Genomic DNA, 18,860 nt, shown 5'->3' with positions numbered 1-18,860 from the left:
GGCAGCACCCTAGATCACGAGTGTGCGCGCCTCTCAGGGCCGTCGGCGGTCGCCGAACTCCGTTGCCAGTAGCGCGGCGACGCCGGCGACCAGCGGCTCGTCCGCGGCGGCGGAGGCCTCGTGCTTCGTGGACAGGACCGCCATCACGACCGGGCTCCGGCCGGGCGGCCAGGCGACGCCCACGTCATCGGTGGTGCCGTAGGCGCCGGTGCCGGTCTTCTCCCCGACGGTCCAGTCCCCGGGCAGACCCGCGCGCAGGCGCGCGCCGCCGGTCGTGTTGCCCCGCAGCCACCCGGTCAACCGCTCGCGTCCGGGCGCGTCCAGGACGTTCCCGAGGGTGAGCCGGGCGTAGGTCAGGCCGATGCCGCGCGGGGTCGAGGTGTCGGTCACCCGGCCCGGCTCCGCCGAGTTCAGGGCGGGCTCCCACCGGTCGAGCCGGGTGACCCCGTCCCCGATGGAGCGGCAGAACCGGGTCACCGCCTGCGGGCCGCCGAGCTCGCGCAGCAGGAGGTTCGCCGCCGCGTTGTCGCTGTACCGGATGGCGGCCGCGCACAGGTCGGCGACGGTCATGCCCTCGGCGAGGTTCTCCGGCCGCCCGGTGACGGGGGCGTGGCCCGACCCCGTGACGTCCTCCGCCGTGTAGTGGATCACCTCGGCCAGGAAGGCACCGTCACGGTCGAGGTCCCGCAGCACCGCGGCCACCGCGATCGTCTTGAACGTCGAGCACATCGGGAACGGCTCGTCCGCCCGGTACGTCACCGTCCTACCGGAGCCGGTGTCGTACGCGAAGACGCCCAGCCGCGCGCCGTGTTCCTCCTCAAGGGCGCGCAGCCGCCGGTCGACCGCCGCCACGCCACCGCCCGCGCCCCGCGCGGAAGCGCCCCCGCCCGCGGGCAGGACTACGGCGAGCGCCCCCGCGGCCGCCCCACCGAGCACCCCACGCCGCCCCGGCCGCACACCCATGCCCGTCCTCCTCCGCATCGCGCCCGACTCGCCCGATCCGTCCGATCGCGCGTCAAAGACGTTGTAGTACACGAACATTACGAGGGAGGTGCGCCCGGGCCAAGGCGGCCGACCGGCTCATCGAGCGCCCCCTCGCCCGGCGGGACCGCAGGGCCGGTGGTGCCCTGCGGGGGTCACTGGCTACCGTCTGCCCATGAGAACGACGGACCGGGCGCGGGTGTACCTCCTTCGGCGGCGGGCGTCCGCGCTGGCGCTGTGGCGGCTGCGGGCGCCGCTGTTCGGGTGCGACATGGACGCGGCATGGGGAGTGGACCTCGCCGTGGTGGAGTCGCTGTTCGACCTCGCGGCCGCGGCTCCCGGCGGACGGTCCGAGGCGCGGTACGGGGAGGCCGTCGCCGCACTCCGCCGTGCCCCGCTGTTCGACTCCGAGGTGGATCCGGAGGTGCGGGAGCTCGTCCAGCTGGAGGCCCTGAGCCGGCTGCTGGTGTTCGGCGAGGAGCTGGCCGATCCGGAGCCGGGGCCGTCGACGGCATCGGACGCCGACAGGTTCGGCCACGTCATGGACGGACCGCGTGAGATGGCGGGGTACCTGGACGACCTGGTCGAGGACTCGTTCCGCCCGCACCCGGCGGAGGAGGCCCGCCGCCGGTACCTCACCTCGTTGCCGGAGCCCGTCCGCGGTCGCGGCCTCGGCTACTTGGCCTCCCGCGGGCTCGTCGTCGAGCTGGCCTGCGAGGAGGGCCTGCGCGAACTGCCACCGGGGGCGGCTCTGCCCGACACCGCCACGGGCCGGGAGCTGATCGGGCTCTGCGAGGCCTTCGGCGCGGAACTGGTCGAAACGCTGCGATGGCTCGGGACCGCGGGGAAATGACGTTGAGCTCCGGGCGGGCGGCCCACGAGAGTTGCGCCTGGACGAGAGCCGGATCCGCGAGGCGGACGAGGCCTGGGTGCCGGTGATCGCGCCGGACGGTCCCGGGGGCTGCTGTGGTTCAGCTCGGACTGAGCGCCGGGCACGAGCCGGACCGTTTCCGGGCGATCTTGATGCGAGTCCTGGCCGCACCCCTGACGGGTCATCGGGTCCTCCACGTGGCGCAGTCCGCTGGGCGCCGGGGTGCGGGCGGCCGCACGCTGGGAGGGAAGGCGGTCCGGCCGTGAACCCCCGAGCACGGCCGGGCCGCCTTGTGCCGCGCACGGGTGTCGCGGCGTCCTCGGGGCCGGCACGGGTATCGCGGCGGCTTCCGGGCCGGGCTTCCGGGCCGGCTTCCGGGCCGGCTTCCGGGCCGGGTCAGGCGGTCGCCACGGGGACGCCGTCCGTTCGGCCGGCCAGCAGGGCGGCGATGTGGTCGGCGCAGCGGAGGGCCGCGGTGGCCATGGCGGCCCTCGTCATCCCGGCGACGTGCGGGGTGAGCAGGGCGTTCGGCAGGCCGAAGAGCGGTGAGGCGAAGGCCGCGTGCTCGTGCTCGAAGGTGTCGACGGCGACGGCACCGAGCGGATGGTCGGGGTCGCGCAGCGCGTCGGCCAGCGCCTGCTCGTCGACGATCCCGCCGCGGGCGGTGTTCAGCAGGATCGACCCGGGCCGCATCAGCGCCAGCTCCGCCCGTCCGATCAGGCCGCGGGTCCGCGGGGTGAGGGGGACGTGCAGGGAGACCACGTCGCTGGTGGCCAGCAGTGCGGCGAGGGACTCGGCCCGCCGCACCCGGCCCTCGGCCGGGCTCCTCCGGAGGCCCTGCACCCGCAGGCCGAGCGCGCCCGCCCGTTCGGCCAGGGCCAGGCCGATCCGGCCCAGGCCCACGATGCCCAGGGTCAGCTCCGACAGTTCCACCGCCGGGGTTGTCGGCGTGCTCCACCGGCCTCGGTGTGCGGCCTCGTTGTACGCGGGGAGGTCGCGGGTCAGGGTGAGCAGCTGGGCCAGGGCGAATTCGGCGACCGCGGCGGCGTTGGAGCCCGGGGTGTGGGTGATGGTGACGCCGTGGCGGGCGGCGGCGGGCGCCTCCACGTGGTCGGTGCCCGCGCCGGCCCGGCCGATCACCCGGAGGCGGTTGGCGAGTGCGGGGTCGGTCGCGGCGGTGAGGAACGCGGCGCGCAGCGGGACGCCGGCCCGGGACTTGAGGGCGTGGTAGCCGATGCCGTCCCGGACGCACGCGCGGATCAGCGCCTCCTCGTCGAAGGCGTCGAAGTCGGCGAGGTCCACCCGGCCGGCCCAGGCCTCCCGCGCCGCGGCCCGGTCGGCGACCCGCCGGAGGTTCAGCGTGACGGCCAGCCCGTGGCCGAGGAACCGTTCCAGCTCCCGGTCGAGCAGTTCGCCGGGAGCCGCGTCCAGCAGCAGAACTCGCGCCCGTTCCACATGATCCCCCTTCACCTGACCGGACCTTACTTCGCTCCGGCGGCACAGGCTGAGTCGGGGTGCCCGGCGGCTGGGACAGGAGATTCTTCGGCACTGGCCGGTGGGAGGGTGCCACCTGGAGGGACGTCAGCCGCAAGATCTCCTGCCCCCGAGGGCAGGCACGGCCGGAGCCGGCGCCATCCGGGACGCCCCGGGTCGTAGCGCGCGCCACCCCGCCCGGCTACCCTGCGGGGACCGGGCGACTGCATCACGGGGGGATCATGCGTCAGCGGCCACTGCTGTTCCTGGACATCGACGGACCGCTCAACCCGTACGCGGCGCTCGGCGGCACCTGCCCGCCGGCCTACACCACCGTCCACGTCCCCTCCGCGGCACGGAAGCTCCCGGTCACCGGCGGGCGGCGGTCGTACGCGCTGCCGCGGACGGTGTGGCTCGACCCCGGGCACGGCGAGGAGTTGCTGGCCCTCGGGGACGAGCTGTACGAGCTGTGCTGGGCGAGCGCCTGGATGGGGCGGGCGAACCAGTTGATCGGCCCGGTCCTGGGCCTGCCCCGGCTGCCGTTCGTCGACTTCGGCGACGCCCTGTTCCGCGAGCGCCCGGACGGGGTGCACTGGAAGTGCGAACCGCTCATGGCGTACGCCGACGGCCGGCCGTTCGCCTGGGTGGACGACGAGCAGACCGACGCCGACCACGCCCACATCACCGCCACCCACCCCACCCGGGCCCTGCTCCACCACGTCAACCCCAGGATCGGCCTGCGACAGGACGACTTCACCGCCCTGGCCGCCTTCGCCTCCTCCCTCGACGGTTCCGCCGCGGCCTCCTGACCGGAGCCCGCGGCGCGAGGCCGCCCGCCCGGGCCTGAACGCCGCCCGGCCTCGGTGCGTCCCGGCCCCAACGCGCCCCGCCTCAGCGCGCCCCGCCTCAGCGCATCCCGGGGAGGCGGCGCAGCTCCTCGACCTTCAGCAGCCGGGCGAGGACGAGGTACCCCAGGACCGTGGCGAGCGTTCCGGCGGCCAGCGCCGTGGCGGTGGGCCAGGTGCCCGGTCCCGTCCGACCGCACGCGCGCGCCACCGCCCAGCCCAGTCCCGCGGCCGGGACCGCGGCGCAGAGCAGCTTCCCGTACGTTCGACGTAGGCCTCCGTCGTCGATCCGGCCGCCGAGCCTGCGGCGCAGCAGGCGCGCGGTGAGTGCGAGTCCGGCCGCGTAGGAGAGGGTGTAGGCACCGGCCATGCCGACCACCGCCCAGCGGGCCGGCAGGAGCAGGTGGCAGGCGGTGGCCAGGGCGATGTCGACCGCCGCGATCCAGGCGGCCATGAGGAACGGGGTGCGGGTGTCCTCGAAGGCGTAGAAGCCGCGCAGCAGCAGGTACTGGGCGGAGAACGGGATGAGCCCGGGGCCGAGGGCCTGGAGCATCTGGCCGAGGGGGCGGACCGAGTCGTCGTCCGCCGCGCCGTGGCCGAAGAGCAGCGAGGCGATCTGCGGTCCGAGGGCGAGGAGGAGGAAGGCAGCGGGCACGATAATCACGCCGCTGATCCGCAGCGCCCGCGCCAGGTCCGCGCGCAGGTCCGGGATGCGCCCCTCGGCGACGGCCCGGCTCATGCGCGGCAGCAGCGCCGTCACCAGGGACACCGTGACGATCGACTGCGGCAGCATCCAGATGGTCTGCGCGTAGGTGTAGGCGGAGTAGCCCACTCCGGCCTCGGGCAGTTCCTGGTCGGCGGCGTTGGCGTAGTTGGTGACCACGGTCAGGGCGACCTGGTTGGCCAGGACGAACAGCAGCGTCCACTTCGCGGCGTGGACGCTCCCGCCGAGGCCGGTCCCCCGCCAGTCGAACCGGGGCCGGAGCCGGAAGCCGGCCGCCCGGGCGAACGGGATCAGCGCCAGGGCCTGCACGATGATCCCCGCCGTCGTCCCGATCCCCAGCAGGCGCACCTGGTCGGCGGTGATGTCCTCCACCCGGTCCGGGACCGTCATCAGCCCCAGGTAGGCGGCGAACATGCCGATCAGCACGACGTTGTTCAGCACCGGGGTCCACATCATCGCGCCGAACTTCTCGCGCGCGTTCAACACCTGTCCGTAGATGCCGAACAGGCCGTAGAAGAAGATCTGCGGCAGCAGGAACCGCGCGAAGGTCACGGTCAGCTCGAAGGACTCGTGACCGTCCGGGGTGTCCCGCATGTAGAGGCCGACGATCTGCGGCGCCGCCCACACCGCGAGCGCCGTACCCACGCCCAGCACGCACACCACGAGCGTGACCAGGCGCTGCTCGTGGGCACGCCCGCCGTCGGGCTGCGTCGCCCTGGCCCGCACCAACTGCGGTACCAGCACGGCGTTGAGCGCACCCCCGATCAACAGCGTGTACAGGCTCGTCGGCACCGTGTTCGCCGTGTTGTACGTACTGGCCAGCAACCCCGTCCCCAGCGCCGCGCCTTGCAGCACCTGACGGATCAGCCCGGTCGCCCGTGACACCACGGTGCCGACGGCCATCAGCAAGGACGAACGGGCCGGGCCGCCCTGGTCCTTGTCCCGCCGGGCGGCATGCCGCCCCCTCGCCCGCTGCTCCCGCGGCACGGTCCGCACCACGCCGTCCACCCCCTGAATCATCCGCCCACCGTATGCCAACGAAGCATCCGCCATCACATCCGGTCCGGCACCCCGGCCTTCCCCACGAACGCGGCGGCCTCGGAGCAAGCGGTCCGCTCCCTAACTGACGGAACGGGTCGGACAGTTCGGCTGCGGTGTGGTGCTTCGGGAGGGCCGCCGCCGCGCGAGGGGGCGGCGGCCCCGGGGGTCCGGTCAGATGCCGAAGGCGGTGGCCCAGTGGGCCGTGCCGGGCGGGAGGGGGTGACGGGGGTCGAGGGCGAGGGCCATCCATGCCTCGTCGGGGGCGTCGATCGTCAGCCGCAGGCCGTGGGCCGAGGCGCGGACGAAGCCGAACCGCGGGTAGTACGTCGGGTGTCCGAGCAGGAAGACGTAGCGTTCGCCCCTGGCCCGGGCGGTGTCGAGCCCGGCCCGTACGGCCGCGGAGCCGGCGCCGGAGCGCTGGTGGTCGGGGTGTACGGAGACCGGGCCCATGGCCAGGGCCGGGAGGTCGTCGATGGACGCGCGGGTGAGCACGACGTGTCCGACGGGGGTGCCGTCGGGGTCGGCCGGGTCGGTGGCGACGACGGAGAGCCCGTCGATCCACGCCTCGTCGAGCCGCAGCCCGTCGAGGAGTTCGGCCTCGTGCGCGCGCCCGAACGCGGCGAGCGTCAGCGCCCGTACGGCGGGGATGTCCGCGGTGGTCTCGGCGCGGGTGTGCCAGGAGGTGGTGGAGGAACGCATGGTGAGAAACCCTTCGGAGGAAGGGCCCCGGCGTACGTCGACGGCACGGGTCGGGCGGCCGCCCCGTACGGGACGGGTGGACGCGGCGACGGGTGCGGAGGGTCAGGAGGCCGGGGCCCGGGAGATGAGATCGGTCGTCCGGGCGCCGCGCAGCACAGGCGCAGCGGTCCTCACCGCGGCCACGATCTCACCTCCCTGTCTCCCTCGAAGTTCCCGTCCCATCGGGACGGCCCGACCGTAGCACGGCACCGGGAGACCGCGCCCCTGGTTTTCCGGGGGCGCGGCCAGGGGCACGGACGGCGCGGGCCCAAAGGCGCGGCCGCGTACCGGCAAGGGCCGGTTCAGGGCCGTGCGGTGGCGGGGTAGCGCTCGCGGAAGACGTTGCGGCGCAGGGGGCGGCGGCCCGGGTGGCGGCGGGTCTCGGCCCCGTGGCCGACGGAGAGCAGGAGGGCGATGGCCAGGTCGTCCCGGCCGTCGATGCCGATGGCCTTCTTGACCTGGTCCTCGTCCCAGCCGTTCATCGGGGAGGTGGCGAGTCCCATCTCGGTGGCGGCGAGCATGACGAAGGACGCGGCGATCATGGCGTCCTTCACCGCGTACTCGCGGAGCAGGCCGCGCCGGTCGAGGTCCTCGTGGAACTCCCGGGCGGCGGCGGAGAACGCGGTGATGAACTCCTCGGTCCAGGCGACGTTCCGGCGGGCGTCCTCGTGGATGTCGGTGGGGTCCTGGCGCCAGGACTGCGGTTCGGCGACGAAGACCAGGACGACGGGTGCCTCCTGCGGCTGGGGCTGGCCGCCGGTGGCCCGGGTGAGGGCGGCCAGGCCCTCCTCGCCGGTCACCGCGACGACCGACCGGGCCTGCAGGTTGAAGCTGGTGGGCGCCTCGACGGCCAGTTCGAGCAGTGCGGTGAGCTGGGCGTCCGGGACGGGGTCCGGCCGGTAGTGGCGGACGGTGCGACGGGTACGGATGGCTTCGGCGACGGACAGCCGCTGCTGCGTGGTGTTCATGGCACTCACTATCGGAGAGTCAGTCTCCGCGAGGAAGAAGGCACTTAATAGTGCGTTACTCTCCCTCCATGAAGACCACGGTGGAATCCTCCGGACTGCCGGCCGACGTCAACTCCGCGAAGTGCCCGACGCGTCAGGTCCTCGACCACATCGCCGGGAAGTGGACGGTCCTGGTGATCGACGCCCTGGCCGGGGGCACACTGCGCTACACCGACCTGAGCAGGCGCATCGAGGGCGTCTCGCAGAAGATGCTCACCCAGACGCTGCGCGCTCTGGAGGCGGACGGGTTCCTGACCCGCACCGTGCACCCGACCATCCCACCCAGGGTCGAGTACGACCTGACGGACCTGGGCCGCAGCCTCTCCGAGCCGATCGCGGCGCTGCGGGAGTGGACGGAGAGCCACATCAACGAGATCGAGCGGGCCCGCGCCCGGACGGCGGCGGCCACGGCGATGCCGGGCGGCCCCACCCGCTGAGCGGTCAGGCGCCGAGCGGTCAGGCGTCCGGGAACTCCCGCAGGTAGGCGTCGAGGGCGGCCGCGCCCGTCAGCATCGCGCGGCCGCGCGCGGTCAGACGGGCGCGCCATTCGTGCAGCGTCGCGCGCAGCGGCTCCGGCCCGCCGGCGGTACGTACCCGGTCGAGGATCCGGGCGATCTGTTCCAGGCCGTGCCCGCCGCGGCGCAGTTGGTGGGCGAGCAGGGCGTCACGCACATCGGCGGGGGTGTACACGCGGTAGCCGGTGCGGGGGTCGCGCCGGGGCAGGGTCAGCCCGGCCCGTTCCCAGGTGCGCAGGGTCGCCGGGCGCAGGCCGAGGCGGTGGGCGAGCGGTCCGATGAACGTCACCGCCGGCTCCCCGGCGACGTCGGCCCCGCCTGGCACACCGGGTACGCCGGACGGGTCGGGCGCGTCCGCCAGGTCCTCCAGGGCCGCCGTGACGGCCTCCAGGGTGCTCCGGTCCTCGGCCAGCCGGGCGTGGCCGGCGTCGATCAGGCGCAGCGCCTCGTCGAGGGCCCCGTCGTTCACCGCGCGCATGATCGCCGAGGCGGTGGCGTGGCCGTGGGCGGGGAGCAGCGCGAGGAAGGTCCGCAGGGCGGCCGAGTGGCGCGGGCCGTACGCGCGGTACCCGTGCGGGGAGCGGGCGGACGGCGGGAGGATCCCCGCGTCCTCGTAGTTGCGCACCGCCTGCGTGGACAGGCCGTGCTCGCGCGCCAGGTCGACGGGTCTCAGCCGCACTTTTAAACTTTCCCCTTCGCCATCCACGGAAATGCCGGAAAAGTTTACACTGAGGCTTCAACGATACGGTTGAGGTCATGACGGCATCGATCCAGGACGCCGCCCGCCCCTTCGGCGGCGGCGCCCTCTCCGCGCTCCTGTCCCCCACCATCCGCCTGCTCGGCCTCGGCGAACCCACCCACGGCGTCGAGGCGTTCCTCGACCTGCGCAACGAGCTCTTCCGCCACCTCGTCGAGCACGAGGGCTACCGCTCGATCGCCATCGAGAGCGACTGCCTGGCGGCGCTGACCGCCGACGCGTACGTGGCCGGTGGCGCCGGGAGCCTGGACGAGGCGATGAGCCGCGGCTTCAGCCACGGCTTCGGCGCCGCGGCCGGCAACCGGGAGCTGCTGCGCTGGATGCGCGGCCACAACGAGGGCCGCCCCGCCGAGGAGCGGCTGCGCTTCTACGGCATCGACGGGCCCCTGGAGATGACCGGCGCCGCCTCGCCCGGCCCGGCGCTGACCGCCCTGTACGACTACCTGGCCGCCGCCCGCCTCGACCTGCCGCACGGGCGGGCGGCCATCGAGGAGCTGCTCGGCGCCGAGGAGCGCTGGACCGCCCCGGACGCCCTGATGAATCCCGCCCGCTCGGTCGGCCGCACCCCCGAGGCGGCGGAGCTGCGCCTGATCGCCGACGACCTGCACGTGCTGCTCACCACGCACGCCCCCGACCTGGCGGAGCTCACCTCCCCCGAGGACCTGTGGCACGCCGAGCTGTACGCCCGTACCGCCACCGGCCTGCTGCGCTACCACGCGGGCCTGGCCGGCACCGCACCCGACCGCTTCGACACGATCATGGGCCTGCGCGGCGCGATGATGGCCGACAACCTGGACGCGATCGTCCGCCGTGAGACCGGACGCGGGCCCACCCTCGCCTTCGCCCACAACCGCCTCCTGCAGCGTGACCGGAGCAGGATCCGGTTCGGCGGGCAGCCGTTGAAGTGGTCGAGCGCGGGCGCCGTCCTCGCGACCCGGCTGGGCGACCGGTACGCCTTCGCCGCCACCACCTTCGGCACCCGCGGCGCCGACGTGCCCGCCCCGGACACCCTCGAAGGGCTGCTGTCCGCCCTCCCCCACCCGCGCGCCGTGATCGACCCAGTACGCCTCTCCGCGGCCCTCGACGCGACCCCGGCCCCGCGGATCCCGGCCGACCACACCTACTTCGCCCTCGACCCGGCCACCACGGACCGGACCGACGCCATCGTCTTCGTCAAGGAGATCTGAGGCCCGCCCCCTCGGGCCCGTCCGCCCCGCCGTACCCGCCCACCGCCGTACGCGGCATCAGTGGTGCGGTGTCCCGCCGACGAAGTCCTTGAGGGCGTCCAGGCGGGTGCGGCGGTCGGGCGGGTAGCGGCGGCGGGCGCGGGCGTCCCTGCGGGAGTCCGGCGGGTAGCGCCAGCGGGCCCACGGGGAGCCGGGTTTGGCCAGCCGGCCGGCGGCGAAGACGCTGACCAGGGGCACCATCAGGCCGATCACGCCGAGGGCGGTCTTGCCCTTGAGGATGGCGATGACGCACAGGGCCAGGTTGATCAGCATCCCCGCCGCGAAGACGAGGTGGCCGGAGAGCCCCGGGCCGACGTCGGAGAACGGGTTGAACCCGGCGACCAGCAGCAGCCCGACCGCCCCGGCCAGGAAGGCCGCGTCGATGGACTTGCGGCCCTCGCGGGCCCAGTAGACGTCCTCCAGGTGCAGCCAGAGGGCGAACTCGTCGAGGGCGAGGGCCGCGCCCGCGCCGAACATCACGGCCAGGATCTGCGCCCCGGGCGTGCCCGGGCGGTAGGCGAACTCGATGGCACCGGCCACCAGCATCGCGAAGATGCCGTACACCTGGTGGTGGACGTGGGTGCCGCCGACGGAGACGTCGCGGAACGGCCCGCGGCCGGCCCGGATCATCCGGGTGACCGCGCGGGTGCCCAGGAAGGTGAGGACGAAGGCGCCGACCATCCAGAGGCCGTAGCCGTGCGGGGCGATGACGTTGACCTCGACCTCGGCTGCTTCGGAGGGGCGCACGGCCGGTCCCTTCCCGTCAGCCGCGCCGCGCGGGCGCGGTCAGCAGGTCACGCACGGTGGCGGTGGGCAGGTAGCAGCGCAGCAGGGCGACGCCGATCCTCGGCAGGTCGGCCTCGTCGCGGTAGATCAGGTGGAGCGGTTCGTGGCGCGGCCGGAACTTCGCCTTGAAGGAGTGCAGCGAGCGGAACCCGTAGTACGGCTCCATGGCGCCGCCGAGCTGGTCGAGGATGCGGTCCAGGACGGTGGGCGCGGAGACCGGGCCGGTACGGGCGAGCGGCGCGCCGGAGAGCGAGAGGAACCGTGCGCCGTCCTCCCGCAGCGCCAGGCAGCTGGAGGCGATCATGAATTCGACGACCGGCCGGAAGCCGTCGTGGCGCCGGCGCATCATGTCCAGCGTCCAGCCGTGCGGTACGCGCTCCGCGCCGCCCGCGTACACGGGCATCCACGAGGTGACCCCGTGGACGTGGCCGTCGGCGCCGAGCGCCAGGCCGACCCGCATCCGGGGGTCCAGGGCCTCCTCGACGCCGCCGAGGGTGAAGCCCATCTCCGGCAGGCCCATGTCGCCGACCCATTCCTCGGAGATGCCTCGCACCTGGGCCAGCACCTGGCGGGGCTCCTCGGCGAGGGCGGCCAGCCGGTACTCGACGCCCTCCTTCTTCGCCCGGTTGAGGGCGGTGCGCACGTCCTGCCAGGCCTTGCCGCGGAACTCCAGGTCGGGCAGGTCGATCACGGTGTCCTCGGCGACCTGGACCGACCGCCAGCCGAGCCGGTCACCGGTCTCGACGGCCCGGGGGGTGGCCGAGAACAGGCAGGGGACCAGCCCCGCGTGGTCGCACATCCCGGCGAAGCCGGTGATCGAACGGGCCCGGCCGTCCGCCGCGCCCACCGGGTCGCCCAGCGCGACCGCGACGCCGGCGTGCACCCGGTAGGCGAGGTAGCCCTCGTCGGGGCCGCCCGTGGGATCGCTGCCGGGATCGCCCCCGGCGGCACCGGGGGCACCGGCGGGAACACGGTCGTGGGCCCCGCCGCCGGAGCCGTCGGGGCCCTGGTCGGCGGGGAAGGAGTGGTCGGCGGGGAAGAAGTAGGAGTTGTCCGGCCAGGTGGTCATCCAGGAGAGGTTGGCGCCGCCCTCGCGTTCCAGCACCCGCGCCGCCCGCTCCCGCGGATCCGCGTCCACGGCCCCGGCCTGCGCGCGCGCCCTCCCCCGACGAGCCCTCCCCCGGCGGGCCCGGAAGGCGTCCCGTCCGGCGAGCAGCACCACGAGCTCCGCCGTCCAGATGACCGCCGTGGGGACGAAGACCGCGGCGCCGGTGACGGTCACCTCCTCGTCGAGGGCCTTGCCGATCACGTACACCACCGCGACGAGCAGGCCCAGCAGGACGTTCAGCAGGCACAGCAGCACGCTCCAGCGCCAGGCCGTACGGCTGCCCCGGCGCAGCCCGTTGACCAGCAGCGCGACCACCAGCAGGAAGAGCAGGACCTGCCACCAGGGGTCGCCCAGCCCCGCCGTGTCACCGACCGGGCTGCGGCTGGGCACCAGCCGGACCACCACCAGGACGGCCGCGACCAGGAGCAGCCCGGCCGTCGCCAGCAGCCGCCACTCGCGCCGGCCCAGACGGCCGGAGGCGGGCGCGGCGCCGGGCACGCGCAGCCAGTGGGTCGCCGCCAGTCCGCCGCCGACGGCCAGCGCGTGCTCCAGGTCGTTCAGTCCGCCGAGGTACAGCAGGGCCACCCCGGTGTACGCGAGGAGCGCCAGCCGCAGGCGCTGGCGCCACGGCGAGGCGAGGGTCGCGGTCGCCACCGCGCCCGCGCACAGGAAGCCCGCCGAGATGCCGACGTCCCGCAGCCGGGCCAGGTCCTCGGCCCAGGACCACGAGGTGTGCCGCAGCACGGCGAGCAGCCCCGCGGCCAGCAGGACGGCGCCGAGCTGGCCGGCGGCCGTCACGGCGGCGGCCCGGCGGGTGCCCATCCGCAGCTCCGCGAGGCCGGCCAGCACGACCAGCCCGACCAGCACCGGCAGGTATTCGAGCGGCGTCGCGCAGAACGCCGGCCCGATGAGCAGCGTCCACCAGTGCCCCTGTTCGAAGGAGGGCAGGCCGTACGCGACGTCCGGGTACCAGGAGCGGTCGGACACGGGGTCCCACAGCCCGCCGACGGCCAGGCCCACGATCAGGATCACGGCGGCGGTGGCGAGCGTGAAGGGGAGCCGCCGTAAGGCCGCGGCCGCCGTTCGGGCGCCCCGGCGCGACCGGGGTTCCGCTTCCTCCGCCACCTCGCACCTCCGCACGGTGTGACCGGCTCCCACCCCCACCGCCGGTGGCCCAGGGCCTCCCCGCTCAGCGTATCCGGATCCGGCCGCCGCGGCCGGGCGGGCCGCGGGGCGGGCGGGCCCCGCCGGGAGGACCACGGGGCGGGACCGGAGGTGCGACGGGCCCCGGCCCCTCGTGCGATGGTGCGTCGCGCGGGTCGGTGTGACGATCGATCCGCATTCCGCCGAGGAACGGACAGTCCGACCCATCGTCCTGCCGGATGGCAAATCACCGATAAGGAATACCGCCGAACATTTGATTACGAATGGTCACTTCCCGCAGCCCGCAGCTCCTTTCGGTGGAGTTTATTCCGCACATCGGCGGTACATTGAGAGTGCATATGCCTGCGGCTGGTCTCGGCCGACGGAATTCGATTCCCCTGTCCTCAACTCTTCAACATATTCCTGCGCTCCGGAAGGGGGCGATTGCCCATGCGTGTGATCGCCTACTACATGCATGAATCCGAGGAAGCCGCGGCGCTGGGCATCCTGGGAAACGCCTCGTCCACCGGGAGTTTCGTCGTCGGTGACGCCGAGGAGAACGACCTGCCGCGTTTGGAGGAGGCCGGTCTGACGGTCGACCGGCTCGACGGGAACGGCCAGGCCGACTCCTCGGCGCTGGCCCGTTCGCTGATCGCCGCGCCGGGTTCCGCCGCCTTCGCCTCGGCGGAGGCCGCGCCCGAGGCCGAGGCCATCCCGCTCGACCCGGGAACACCCGGTCAGTGGGTGCTGCGGCTGGGCGAGCCGCTGCTGGAGGCCTACCGGGAGCAGATCCGCGCCACCGGCACGGTGCTGCAGCAGGCGTTCCCCTCACGCGCGTACCTGGTGACGGCGACTCCCGAACAGGCGGAGGCCGTGGTCAACCTACCCTTCGTCAAATCCGTCGAGCGCTACGGCCCGCGGCTGGCCGCCCCGGTGCGGCTCGCGGCCGCCGAGCCGGGCGGCGGGCCCGGCGCCGTGGCCGAGGGAGGCGGCGGGCCCGAGGCCGCCGAAGCGGCGGAGGCCGAACCCACCGCCCGCACCTGGGACCTCGTGGTGACCGACGAGGCCGTGCGCCCGTCCGTCCGCGGCTGGATCGCGGCCCGGGTGGACGACCCCGACACGACGATCCTCGCGGAGGGCGGACGCCGGCTGCGCATCCGGCTGCCCGCCGGCTCGCCGCTGGAGAACGAGATCAAGCAGGTCCCGGGCGTCGCAGAGATGAGCCAGTACGTGCCGCCGCGGCTGCTGAACGACGTCGCCCGCGTCCTGATGGGCGTCACCGCGAACGGCAACCCCGGCACCGCCGACCTGCCGTTCCGCGGCAACGGCCAGATCGTCGCGGTGGCCGACACCGGGCTGGACGCCACCCACCCGGACTTCGCCGGCCGCGTCGTCGACGCGGTCGCGCTGGGCCGGCCCGGCGACACCTCGGACCCGCACGGCCACGGCACCCACGTGTCCGGCTCCATCCTCGGCGACGGCTCGGCCTCCTCGGGCGCCCTGCGGGGCGTCGCCCCCGAGGCGAAGCTGTACTTCCAGTCCGTCATGGACGCGGCCGGGAACCTCGGCGGCCTGCCGCTGTCCCTGGAGGACCTCTTCGAGCCCGCGTTCCAGGCCGGCGCCCGCATCCACAACAACAGCTGGGGCGCGGAGACCGAGGCCGCGTACACCGCCAACTCCGACGACGTCGACGCGTTCGTGCGTCGCCGCCGCGACATGCTGATCATCATCGCCGCCGGGAACTCCGGCACGGCGGCGGTGCGCCTGCGCTCCCAGCCGGGGTTCGTCGACTGGCTCTCCGTGGAGTCCCCCGGGTCGAGCAAGAACGCGCTGACCGTCGGCGCCTCCCGCACCAGCCGGACCGACGGACCGACCGGCGGAGGCATCACCTGGGGTGACTGGCAGGAGGGCCAGCCCTTCCCCGACCCGCCGATCGCCGACGAGAAGGTCTCCGGCGACCCGCAGGGGCTGGCCGCGTTCAGCAGCCGCGGCCCCTGCGACGACTGGCGGGTCAAGCCCGACCTCGTCGCCCCCGGCACCGACATCCTCTCGGCGCGCTCGGCCGCCGCACCGCCGAGGCACTTCTGGGGCCTGCACGCGAACACCAAGTACGCCTTCATGGGCGGCACCAGCATGGCCACGCCGCTGGTCGCGGGGTGCGCCGCGCTGGTCCGCGAGTACTACGTCAAGGTGCGGCAGGCCAGGCCCAGCGCCGCCCTGCTCAAGGCCACCCTCATCAACGGGACCAAGACGCTGACGGGCCAGGACGCGGCCGCCGACAACCCGCACTTCCAGCAGGGATTCGGTGCCGTCCACCTGCCCACGACCGTGCCCAACCCCGGCAACCCTGACCTCGTGCTCAGCTTCGTGGACAACTGGGAGGCCCCCGCCCAGCAGCTGGACAACACCGGCGACCGGGTCCGCTTCACGGTCGAGGCGGCGGCGGGCATGCCGCTGCGGCTGTGCCTGGCGTACACGGACCTGCCGGGCCGGGCGCTGCAGAACGACCTCAGCGTCCTGGTGCAGGCGCCCGACGGCACCAAGCAGATCGGCAACTCCGGCCTGCCCGCCCAACTGCTGGCCACGGACTGCGTCAACAACGTGGAGGTCGTCCGCTTCCCCACGCCCAAGGCCGGCAAGTACCTCATCCAGGTCTTCGCCCGCAACCTGCTGAAGGGGCCTCAGGACTTCGCCCTGGTGGTCACGGGCAAGCTGACGGCCCCGCTCAAGCGGGTGCCCTGAACCATGACCGCGCGAAGGAGCTTGACCGTGTGCCGGCGCATGACCGCGTGAAAGGCCGCGACCCCGCCGGAGGACCGGCGGGGCCGCGGGTGCGCGTGGTGTGCGGGGTGCTCAGCAGGTGATGGAGCCCTTGCGCAGCGCGTGACCGCCGGTGTTGCTGTCATCGGCCCAGTAGACCGGCTTGGAGCCGCCGACGCACTCGGCGGCCGCGGCGACCGCGAAGCCCTCGTTGTTGATGTTCGACATCCCGCTCGGGCGGTTGTAGATCGCGACGGTGGAGAACACGCCCGACGCGTTGACCTGCACGGTCCGGTGCTGGCCGCTGCAGGTGTCGTCGCAGACGACCCACATGCGGCCCGCCTGCGGCTCCCACTGGAGCTCCATCACGCCGGCCATGCCGCTGCTGAAGGAGGCCACCTTGGTGAAGGTGCCGGAGTCCTGGAGCACGAAGCCGTGGACCATGCCGGTGCCCTCGACGCCGACGAAGAACACGCCGCCCGTGTGGGCGCCGTACCCGGCCGGGTCGTAGGCCGCGCCCGTCGACTCGTCCTTGAACCCGGCCGCGGTCAGCGCCGCGTCCGGCACCCAGGTGACGGCCTCCAGGCCGGCGTTGGAGCCCACCGCCGGCAGGGCCGAGGTCAGGTTCCACTCCTTGGTGGCGGTCAGCGAGGTGCCCGTACCGCTCACGTCGTAGCGCAGCACCGACAGCCGGCTGGTGCCGGACACGGCGCCGTCACGCTCGCTCGACACGTACACCCCGCCCGCGGCGCCGGCGTCGGTGAGCGTGACGCCCTCGCTGTCGGGGTTGCCGGAGCCGTTGGTGAAGCGCAGCGTCTTGCCCGAGCCCCAGCCGTTGGCGGTGTCCGGGGTCCAGCCGCCGGAGCCGTTCGGGACCAGCCGCCACAGCTTCCCGGAGTTCTGCGCGCCCCACAGCACATTGCCCTCCGGGGCGAGGCCGCTGAGGTCCGTGCCGAACACGTTGGAGGCGTCCGCGGTCGTGACGGTCCCGCTGCCGGGCCAGGCCACCGGGGTGCCACCGCCACCGCCGCAGGAGTTCGCCGCACCCAGGGTCAGCGCGGCCTGGGCGAAGGCGCCGGTGCCGTCCGGACAGCGCGACCAGGACGGCGCGGAGTGGCTGCTCCAGGTGAAGCTGTCCACCAGGGTGGTGCCGTTCGGCAGGTACAGGCGCGCCTTGTCGGAGGAGCCCAGGCCGAAGGAGTTGTGCACGTCGAACGCCCGGAAGGCACCCGGGGCGAGGGTGGTGCCCGCGGCGATCGTGTAGGTGGAGCCGTTGTTGTCGTCCTTGAGGATCCAGCCGGAGACGTCGACGGTCGCGGTGCCCTTGTTGTGGAGCTCGATCGAGTCGTTGACCGACCCGGTCGTCACCACCTCGTTGATCCGGATGTCGTCCGCCGGCGCCGCGTACGCCGGTGCCACGGCGAGCGCGCCGGTGACCAGTGTCGGTCCGGCGACGGCGGCGAGGAGGAGAGCGAGGTTACGGCGCCACCGGGGTGCGCGCGATTCGGTCACGATGTCCGCCCTGGGTTCGGTCTGACAGGCCGGCACCACCGTCCCGGCCCACCCCCAACGGGGCCCCTCCGAAAGTCGAGCGCCGGGTGAACGACGGACGAACCGGGTGGTGGGGCGATGACGGCGGACCTACCGCGTACCGCCGGCCGGAATCCGCCACCAGGACCATCATGGGCCCGTTCCCCGCACCGGGCCCGGCGGGGCGGCCGTTCGCCCCGGCCGCTCGCCCCGGCCGCTCGTGGGCAGGCGGGCGGGCCCAGGGCTCAGGGGCTCAGGGGCTCAGGGGCTCAGGGGCCACCGAGAGGACGATCTTCCCCGTGGTGCGCCCCCGCTCGCCCAGGCGGTGGGCGTCGGCGGCCGCCGCCAGCGGGAACACGGCGTCGACGACGACCCGCAGACGGCCCGACTCGACCAGGGCGGTGATCTCGCGCAGCCCCTGGAGGTCCGGCTCGACGAGCATGAAGACGGCGCGGACACCGGCCGCCTCGGCCTCGGCCCGGGGGAAGGCCGCGTCGGGCGGGAGGAGTGAGACCAGGGTGCCGCCCGGGCGGCGCAGGGTGCGCAGCGAGCGGGCCCGGTTGGCACCTCCGAGGGGGTCCAGGACGACGTCGACGTCGCGGACCACCTCGGCGGCGTCCCGGGTGCGGTGGTCGACGAGTTCGTCCGCGCCGAGGGAGCGCAGCAGATCGTGCTTGGCGGCACTGGCGGTGCCGATCACATGGGCGCCGCGCGCCTTGGCGATCTGGACGGCCAGGTGGCCGACCCCGCCGGCGGCGGCATGGATCAGCACCCGCTGGCCCGGCCGGACGTCCGCCGTGTCCACGAGCGCCTGCCAGGCGGTGAGCGCGGCCAGCGGCAGGGCGCCCGCCTCCAGGTGGCCCAGGCCTTCCGGGCGGGGCGCGAAGTGGCGGGCGGGCGCGGTCACGTACTCGGCGTAGGCGCCGGCCGGGTACGGGAAGCGCGGCATCCCGTACACCGGCGCGCCGGGCCGCAGGACGGTGACGCCCTCGCCGACCTCCTCGACGACGCCGGAGACGTCGAAACCGAGCGTGAACGGGGGCCGGGCCCCGGTGGCGAACTCACCGCGCGAACGGGTCTTCCAGTCGGCCGGGTTGACGCCGGCGGCGTGCACGCGGACCAGGACCTCGCCGCGGCCCGGGCGGGGGCGGGGCACCTCGACGAGCCTGAGGACCTCGGGGCCGCCGGCGGTGTCCTGGGAGACGGCGCACATGGTGGTGGGGTGGGCGTGGATGGTCATGTCGGTCTCACATCGTGGTACTCGGGACGGTGCGCCCGGTGCTCCGGACGCATCGTCAGCGTGCCGGAGCGGCCCGGCCCCCGGTGGTGGCGCCACGGCCATCGAGTGAAAGGAT

General features: G+C 74.3%; 15 protein-coding genes. 5 read left to right on the top strand and 10 right to left on the bottom strand.

Going from position 1 to position 18,860, the window contains the following annotated elements; all coding sequences use genetic code 11:
* Nucleotides 1–33: 33 nt before the first annotated feature.
* Nucleotides 34–963, bottom strand: a complete 930-nt coding sequence (gene bla / locus ACWEQL_RS01140) for a class A beta-lactamase (RefSeq protein ID WP_452148019.1) — start codon at nt 961–963, stop codon at nt 34–36.
* Nucleotides 964–1,156: 193 nt separating this feature from the next.
* Here bla and ACWEQL_RS01135 point away from each other — a divergent pair, with 193 nt between their 5' ends.
* Nucleotides 1,157–1,834 carry a hypothetical protein gene (locus ACWEQL_RS01135; RefSeq protein ID WP_452148018.1) on the top strand — a complete coding sequence of 226 codons (678 nt, stop codon included), beginning with the start codon at nt 1,157–1,159 and terminating at the stop codon, nt 1,832–1,834.
* Nucleotides 1,835–2,248: 414 nt separating this feature from the next.
* Here the strand turns inward: ACWEQL_RS01135 and ACWEQL_RS01130 are convergent, their stop codons facing one another.
* A complete protein-coding gene (locus ACWEQL_RS01130; protein WP_452148017.1) occupies nt 2,249–3,322 on the bottom strand; it encodes an NAD(P)-dependent oxidoreductase in 1,074 nt (357 codons plus the stop codon).
* 245 nt (nt 3,323–3,567) lie between these two features.
* Here ACWEQL_RS01130 and ACWEQL_RS01125 point away from each other — a divergent pair, with 245 nt between their 5' ends.
* Nucleotides 3,568–4,134 carry a hypothetical protein gene (locus ACWEQL_RS01125; protein WP_452148016.1) on the top strand — a complete coding sequence of 189 codons (567 nt, stop codon included), beginning with the start codon at nt 3,568–3,570 and terminating at the stop codon, nt 4,132–4,134.
* Nucleotides 4,135–4,231: 97 nt separating this feature from the next.
* Here the strand turns inward: ACWEQL_RS01125 and murJ are convergent, their stop codons facing one another.
* The 3 genes from murJ to ACWEQL_RS01110 all read right to left on the bottom strand — a co-directional run bounded on the left by murJ (nt 4,232) and on the right by ACWEQL_RS01110 (nt 7,641).
* Nucleotides 4,232–5,914 (bottom strand): murein biosynthesis integral membrane protein MurJ, encoded by a 1,683-nt coding sequence (gene murJ / locus ACWEQL_RS01120; RefSeq protein ID WP_452148015.1) that lies wholly within the window; start codon nt 5,912–5,914, stop codon nt 4,232–4,234.
* A 192-nt stretch (nt 5,915–6,106) separates the two neighbouring features.
* Nucleotides 6,107–6,634, bottom strand: coding sequence for a GNAT family N-acetyltransferase (locus tag ACWEQL_RS01115; protein WP_452148014.1), 528 nt, complete (start codon nt 6,632–6,634; stop codon nt 6,107–6,109).
* 341 nt (nt 6,635–6,975) lie between these two features.
* Nucleotides 6,976–7,641, bottom strand: coding sequence for a nitroreductase family protein (locus ACWEQL_RS01110; protein ID WP_452148013.1), 666 nt, complete (start codon nt 7,639–7,641; stop codon nt 6,976–6,978).
* A gap of 68 nt (nt 7,642–7,709) precedes the next feature.
* Between ACWEQL_RS01110 and ACWEQL_RS01105 the strand changes: the two genes are divergently transcribed.
* Nucleotides 7,710–8,117 carry a winged helix-turn-helix transcriptional regulator gene (locus ACWEQL_RS01105; protein ID WP_452148012.1) on the top strand — a complete coding sequence of 136 codons (408 nt, stop codon included), beginning with the start codon at nt 7,710–7,712 and terminating at the stop codon, nt 8,115–8,117.
* Nucleotides 8,118–8,136: 19 nt separating this feature from the next.
* Here the strand turns inward: ACWEQL_RS01105 and ACWEQL_RS01100 are convergent, their stop codons facing one another.
* Nucleotides 8,137–8,874, bottom strand: coding sequence for a TioE family transcriptional regulator (locus tag ACWEQL_RS01100; protein WP_452148056.1), 738 nt, complete (start codon nt 8,872–8,874; stop codon nt 8,137–8,139).
* A gap of 77 nt (nt 8,875–8,951) precedes the next feature.
* Between ACWEQL_RS01100 and ACWEQL_RS01095 the strand changes: the two genes are divergently transcribed.
* Nucleotides 8,952–10,139, top strand: coding sequence for an erythromycin esterase family protein (locus ACWEQL_RS01095; protein WP_452148011.1), 1,188 nt, complete (start codon nt 8,952–8,954; stop codon nt 10,137–10,139).
* 57 nt (nt 10,140–10,196) lie between these two features.
* On the opposite strand, the gene ACWEQL_RS01090 is transcribed toward ACWEQL_RS01095, so the two are convergent.
* Nucleotides 10,197–10,925, bottom strand: a complete 729-nt coding sequence (locus ACWEQL_RS01090; protein WP_452148010.1) for a hypothetical protein — start codon at nt 10,923–10,925, stop codon at nt 10,197–10,199.
* A 16-nt stretch (nt 10,926–10,941) separates the two neighbouring features.
* Nucleotides 10,942–13,104, bottom strand: a complete 2,163-nt coding sequence (locus ACWEQL_RS01085) for a bifunctional lysylphosphatidylglycerol flippase/synthetase MprF (protein ID WP_452148009.1) — start codon at nt 13,102–13,104, stop codon at nt 10,942–10,944.
* A gap of 561 nt (nt 13,105–13,665) precedes the next feature.
* On the opposite strand from ACWEQL_RS01085, the gene ACWEQL_RS01080 reads away from it, so the two are divergent.
* The gene (locus ACWEQL_RS01080) at nt 13,666–15,957 is read left to right on the top strand and encodes a S8 family serine peptidase (RefSeq protein ID WP_452148008.1); all 2,292 of its coding nucleotides are present in this window, start codon (nt 13,666–13,668) and stop codon (nt 15,955–15,957) included.
* Between the two features lie 111 nt (nt 15,958–16,068).
* Here ACWEQL_RS01080 and ACWEQL_RS01075 read toward each other — a convergent pair whose 3' ends face one another.
* Nucleotides 16,069–17,487 carry a lamin tail domain-containing protein gene (locus ACWEQL_RS01075; protein WP_452148007.1) on the bottom strand — a complete coding sequence of 473 codons (1,419 nt, stop codon included), beginning with the start codon at nt 17,485–17,487 and terminating at the stop codon, nt 16,069–16,071.
* 271 nt (nt 17,488–17,758) lie between these two features.
* Nucleotides 17,759–18,745, bottom strand: a complete 987-nt coding sequence (locus tag ACWEQL_RS01070; RefSeq protein WP_452148006.1) for an NADP-dependent oxidoreductase — start codon at nt 18,743–18,745, stop codon at nt 17,759–17,761.
* Between the last annotated feature and the right edge of the window lie 115 nt (nt 18,746–18,860).

It is taken from the genome of Kitasatospora sp. NPDC004240 (assembly GCF_053603215.1).
Note: the sequence above shows the minus strand (reverse complement) of the source record. Positions and strands in the feature narration are given on the sequence as shown.